The organism is Mesotoga sp. HF07.pep.5.2.highcov (genome assembly GCF_003666285.1).
In the GTDB taxonomy this organism is placed as follows: Bacteria; Thermotogota; Thermotogae; order Petrotogales; family Kosmotogaceae; genus Mesotoga; species Mesotoga prima.
Genome location: NZ_JFHJ01000177.1, coordinates 1 through 4,411, shown reverse-complemented (window position 1 = coordinate 4,411; position 4,411 = coordinate 1). Strand labels below are relative to the sequence as shown.

Here is a 4,411-nt window from a genome sequence, read left to right as displayed (position 1 = left end):
CTGGAGTTGTGAGATATCGATTTCGACTTCCCTTATGTTGTCTTTATCCTTGTCTTTGTCCTTTCTGGGAAGCTCCTTCGATTCATCTGTAGTGCTCTCACTAGTTGATTCCTGAGACTCAGATTCCGAATCCATCTTCTTTTCGGCATCTCTTTTTAATGAAACCTCATTTTCTTTCACGCTTCCTTCGATTTCATTAGAAGTAGCGCTAAGTGTTTCCTCCTTTTTTTCGGGCTTCTCGACTTCAGTCTTCTTTCGAGTAGTTCTCTTTCTGGTCGGCTTCTTCTCACTTACGACATTTTCATCAAGTTCGTTCGGTGTTTCTTCCGTTTTCTTCTTTCTTGGGCTCAAATTTGACGGTACATCCAATCACAACAGGAAGAATGTACCTACCCTCCTTCCGTATCTTTAGGAATTATAGAGAATATGAAGCTTGCAATATTTGTAAGAAAGCATGGAAGACCTGTCTCCGGTGAGCTACAAGTTCTTTCAGAAATAATATACCACTTACGCGGAAAAAATCAAAGCTTATTTGCCTTGCTGTTTCTGATAGCGTTTCCAGTCATCCATGAATCTTTCAATTCCGATATCAGTGAGCGGGTGATTGAATAGTTTGAGAAGTACTTCATAGGGAATTGTCACGATGTCAGCCCCCATGAGAGCTGCCTCAAGAACATGCATAGGATGTCTCACGCTTGCCACAATTATCTCAGCTCTGTAACCGTAGTTAGCGAATATCTGGACAATCTCCTCAACTATTCCCATTCCGTTGCTTGCAATATCATCGAGCCTTCCGACAAATGGACTTACATATGTTGCGCCTGCTTTGGCAGCAAGTGTTGCTTGAAGAGAATTGAAGATTAAGGTAACATTTGTCTTGATTCCCTCGCCACTAAGTGTCTTTACTGCTCGCATTCCATCTCTTGTCATAGGGATTTTCACGACCACATGCTCATTAAGTGACGCGAGTTCTCTCGCCTGTAATACCATGTTTTCGTAATCAGTGGACGTTACTTCCGCCGATACAGGACCCTTAACCGTTTCACATATCTCCACAACTCGGTCTTCGAACTTAACTGCTTCTCTGGAAACCAATGTTGGATTGGTAGTCACGCCATCGACGAGACCAAGCTTCATTCCCTCACGAATGTCTTCAATGTTTGCCGTGTCAAGGAATATCTTCATTGCCACACCTCCGAAGAATGGCTACCTTGCGGTAGCCATCACTTTTTGTCCTGTTTCTTTTCAGCTTTCTTCTCGGGCTTCTTTTCCTGTTTTTCTTCGTTGTCTATTAACTGAAGAACGGCCATTTCACTTGCGTCGCCCCTTCTCATACCTAATTTGACTATTCTGGTGTATCCTCCGTTTCTTTCGTGGTACTTAACTGCAACTTCATCACAGATCTTTTTGACAAGCTTTCTGTCGTTGAAGTTCCTGTTTATCTCTCGATGCAAAGCAAGGTTCTTTGACTTCAGTACCTGTGTTTCTGCACTGTCAGGGCCCTTAGAAGAAATCTCGATTGAAAGTAGAGAAGCCTTCTTTGCCTTAGTAATAATACTTTCAACAAAGGGTCTTAGTTCCTTTGCTCTAGTGACTGTAGTAACGATTGTTCCATGTTCGAAAAGCTCCCTGGCCAGATTTCGCATTAAAGCGACTCGCTGGCTGTGGGGCATATTTAGTTTGCTTCCACTGACTCTATGGCGCATAGCTAATAGGCCTCCTCAAAATCATTCTTTCTTGAGTACGATGTTGAACTTATCCCTCAGTTTCTTTACAACTTCCAGCATGGACTTCTCTCCGAAGTTCCTGATCCTCAGAAGATCAGCTTCGCTCTTGTCGAGAAGATCACCAATTGTGTTGATCTTGTCGCGCTTGAGACAGTTAAGGGATCTGACGGAAAGATCGAGTTCCTCAACCTTCTTCGCTCCAAGGGAATTCGAGTCCTGCTCTTCCACCTGGGGGGTTTCGTCAGTGACTTCCGCTTCTTCAGAAATGATTTCCTCTTCTTCCTGCTTGAGCGCTGAGCTTGTAAGACCTTGAGCCGGCTGGCCTAGACCGTTGGAGAAGACCTCGAAGTGCCTGATAAGTATGTCAGTTGCTCTCAAAAGCGCATCAGAAGGGGTTATCGATTTCTTGGTCCACACATCCAAGATAAGCTTGTCATAGTCTGTTCTCTTTCCAACCCGGACGTTCTCGGCCTGGAAGTTGACTTTTAACACAGGGCTGAAGATCCCATCGATGTAAATCATCTCAACGTCGTGCTCTATTTCCATTTCCGACACGGGAACAAACCCTCGTCCAATCTCAGCGAAAAGCTCGATATAAATAACTGAATCTGTGTTCAGAGTAGCTACGTATTGAGACGGGTTGACTACCTCTACCCCAGTAGGAGTTTTAATATCGCCGGCTGTAATGACTCCTGGTCCCGCTGTCTCGAGTGTGAGTTTCACCGCATCAGAGAATTCAAGTGCGGGTTTTAACTGGACTTTCTTGAAATTAAGGATTATTTCGAGAATATCTTCCTTTACTCCGTCAATAACGTCGTATTCGTGATATTTACCAGGTATCTTTAGTCTTGTGATTGCCATACTCGGTATCGATGAGAGGAGAACCCTCCTAAGAGAGTTCCCGATAGTAGTGGCATATCCTCTTTCCATTGGAGAAAGGATGAATCTTGTAAAATAGCTGTTATCATCCTCTCTTTCTTCTTCAATTCGCAAGTTTTTTGGCATTATTGATGTCAACATTGTTTCGCCCAGAATTCGGGCACACACCTCCTTCCAAGAAGGTAAGAATCGGATTTACTTGGAGTAGAGCTCAATAATCGACTGCAGATCAACTGGAATCTCTACTTCTTCAGTTACAGGATATCTCAGGTAGGTACCTCTAAATGTCTCGTAGTCTACCTCAACCCATGGATAGGCTGTTCTCTCTTTTGCAGCTTCTGCCGCTTCTTTGATCGGTAAAACACTTCTGCTCTTCTCTTTGATCTCCACGATGTCACCGACTCTCAAATTGAAGGAAGGCTTGTTCACCCTTCTACCATTAACAAGAACGTGTCCGTGGTTAACCAGCTGTCTTGCTTGTCTCCTGCTCGAGGCGAATCCCATTCTGAAAACGATATTGTCAAGTCTTGATTCAAGAATCTTCATCAGAGCACTTCCCGTTTCTTCGCTCTTTTTCAAAGCCGCTTCAAAATATCGTCTGAACTGCCTTTCAAGAACACCGTAAATCCTCTTTACAACCTGTTTAGATCTCAACTGCATGCCATATTGGGTGAGCTTTCTAGTGGAGGCTCCGTGTTGTCCAGGGGCGACTGGCCTCTTCACCTGAGAACACCTTGGCGAAAAACATCTTTCACCTTTCAAATACAGCTTAAATCCTTCACGACGACAAAGTTTACACACTGGTCCTGTATATCTGGCCATTCAACTCCCTCCTAAATCAGACTCTTCTTCTTCTGCGTGGTCTGCAACCGTTGTGAGGCAGTGGCGTGATATCTTTGAGCGTCTCCACAGTAAGACCTGCCGCTTGAATTGTCCTGATTGCAGCTTCCCTTCCAGAACCTGGGCCCTTGACTTCTATTCCAACTCTCGTGATCCCTAGCTTGATGGCCTCTTTAGCAATCTTATCTGCGCCCAGTTGAGCCGCATAGGGTGTTGATTTTTTCGATCCGGAGTATCCGGCGGTTCCACCTGACGTCCACATAAGAGTGTTCCCTTCTGAGTCAGTCAACGTAATTATTGTGTTGTTGAAAGAGGACTTTATATGTACTACTCCCCTATCAGTTGTCAGTTTCCTTTTTTTCTTGGCTGCTGGTCTCTTTGCCATTCACTTTTACCTCCCGTTTAGCTCTTCTTACGAATCTTACTGGCTCTAGAACCCTTTCTGGTCCTCCCATTTGAATGCGTCTTCTGACCGCGTACCGGAAGCCCGTTTCTATGCCTGTAACCTCTATAACTTCCTATCTCGATTAGTCTCTTAATCGACCTGTCGACTTCAGTTCTGAGCTCGCCTTCAACCTTGTAATGCTCATTTATGTACTTCGCAATTTTACTAACTTCTTCGTCAGTCAGGTCTTTTGCTCTCTTGTTGCCATCGATTTCCGTTCCTGAAAGAATCTCGTTCGATCTTGTATAACCTATACCATAGATATAGGTCAGGGCAACGAAAGTCTTCTTGTTATTAGGAAGTTCAACACCAAGGATACGTGCCATCTATATCCCTCCTTAACCCTGACGCTGGTTGTGCTTTGGATTTTTTTCGCAGATGACTCTTATTCTGCCATTGCGTCTTATCACTTTGCAGTGTTCACATCTCTTCTTGACCGAAGCGCGGACTTTCAATTCGTTTCTCCTCCTTTGTCTATCCTTTTACGATAAACAATTCTTCCTTTGGTCAGGTCGTATAT

The 4,411-nt window shown here is 44.2% G+C and carries 7 protein-coding genes and 1 pseudogene; all 8 read right to left on the bottom strand.

Annotated elements, in window-relative coordinates; genetic code table 11:
• Window positions 1–351: pseudogene (locus BG32_RS03610) on the bottom strand (transcription termination factor Rho); the annotation flags it as partial.
• Window positions 352–528: 177 nt separating this feature from the next.
• Window positions 529–1,185 carry a fructose-6-phosphate aldolase gene (gene fsa, locus BG32_RS03605; protein ID WP_006492380.1) on the bottom strand — a complete coding sequence of 219 codons (657 nt, stop codon included), beginning with the start codon at window positions 1,183–1,185 and terminating at the stop codon, window positions 529–531.
• A 38-nt stretch (window positions 1,186–1,223) separates the two neighbouring features.
• Window positions 1,224–1,706 (bottom strand): bL17 family ribosomal protein, encoded by a 483-nt coding sequence (locus tag BG32_RS03600; protein ID WP_006492379.1) that lies wholly within the window; start codon window positions 1,704–1,706, stop codon window positions 1,224–1,226.
• Window positions 1,707–1,727: 21 nt separating this feature from the next.
• Window positions 1,728–2,747 carry a DNA-directed RNA polymerase subunit alpha gene (locus BG32_RS03595; protein WP_039882853.1) on the bottom strand — a complete coding sequence of 340 codons (1,020 nt, stop codon included), beginning with the start codon at window positions 2,745–2,747 and terminating at the stop codon, window positions 1,728–1,730.
• Between the two features lie 54 nt (window positions 2,748–2,801).
• Window positions 2,802–3,428 (bottom strand): 30S ribosomal protein S4, encoded by a 627-nt coding sequence (rpsD, locus tag BG32_RS03590; protein ID WP_121509786.1) that lies wholly within the window; start codon window positions 3,426–3,428, stop codon window positions 2,802–2,804.
• A 16-nt stretch (window positions 3,429–3,444) separates the two neighbouring features.
• Entirely contained in the window at window positions 3,445–3,831 is a 387-nt protein-coding gene (rpsK, locus tag BG32_RS03585) for a 30S ribosomal protein S11 (protein WP_121509785.1), read from the bottom strand.
• A 17-nt stretch (window positions 3,832–3,848) separates the two neighbouring features.
• Window positions 3,849–4,217, bottom strand: a complete 369-nt coding sequence (gene rpsM, locus BG32_RS03580) for a 30S ribosomal protein S13 (protein WP_006492373.1) — start codon at window positions 4,215–4,217, stop codon at window positions 3,849–3,851.
• Window positions 4,218–4,229: 12 nt separating this feature from the next.
• The gene (gene rpmJ, locus BG32_RS03575; RefSeq protein ID WP_014730478.1) at window positions 4,230–4,346 is read right to left on the bottom strand and encodes a 50S ribosomal protein L36; all 117 of its coding nucleotides are present in this window, start codon (window positions 4,344–4,346) and stop codon (window positions 4,230–4,232) included.
• Between the last annotated feature and the right edge of the window lie 65 nt (window positions 4,347–4,411).

Excerpts from the sequence above, each read along its gene's own strand:
- BG32_RS03595 (WP_039882853.1), bottom strand. The coding sequence starts at position 2,747 with ATGTTGACATCAATAATGCCAAAAAACTTGCGAATTGAAGAAGAAAGA.
- rpsM (WP_006492373.1), bottom strand. The coding sequence starts at position 4,217 with ATGGCACGTATCCTTGGTGTTGAACTTCCTAATAACAAGAAGACTTTC.
- rpsD (WP_121509786.1), bottom strand. The coding sequence starts at position 3,428 with ATGGCCAGATATACAGGACCAGTGTGTAAACTTTGTCGTCGTGAAGGA.
- BG32_RS03600 (WP_006492379.1), bottom strand. The coding sequence starts at position 1,706 with ATGCGCCATAGAGTCAGTGGAAGCAAACTAAATATGCCCCACAGCCAG.
- rpsK (WP_121509785.1), bottom strand. The coding sequence starts at position 3,831 with ATGGCAAAGAGACCAGCAGCCAAGAAAAAAAGGAAACTGACAACTGAT.
- fsa (WP_006492380.1), bottom strand. The coding sequence starts at position 1,185 with ATGAAGATATTCCTTGACACGGCAAACATTGAAGACATTCGTGAGGGA.